A 253-nucleotide genomic window follows, 5' to 3' on the forward strand; every position below is an offset into this window, starting at 1 on the left:
TCTGCTTTGAAAACGTGAAGTGGGCCTACGAACTGGGCGCCGCCATCGCCATGAAGGAAAATGCCAAGAACGCCGCCGAGGCCGCCAAGTGGATCGGCACCGCGCTGCAGGCCTTCTGCATCCCCGGCTCCGTGGCGGACCAGCGCCAGGTGGGCATCGGCCACGGCAACCTGGGCGCTATGCTGCTGGACGAGGAAACCGAATGCTTCGCTTTCCTGGCCGGCCATGAATCCTTCGCCGCCGCCGAGGGCGC

Annotated in this window: 1 protein-coding gene; it reads left to right on the forward strand. The window is 66.0% G+C overall.

Annotation, left to right across the window (positions count from 1 at the left end):
* Nucleotides 1-253 (forward strand): GGGtGRT protein (locus P6709_RS20105; protein WP_278242663.1); only part of this gene is annotated, 253 nt, incomplete at both ends.

Origin of the sequence: Jeotgalibacillus sp. ET6 (assembly GCF_029667115.1) — a bacterium.
Taxonomy (GTDB): domain Bacteria; phylum Bacillota; class Bacilli; order Bacillales; family Jeotgalibacillaceae; genus Jeotgalibacillus.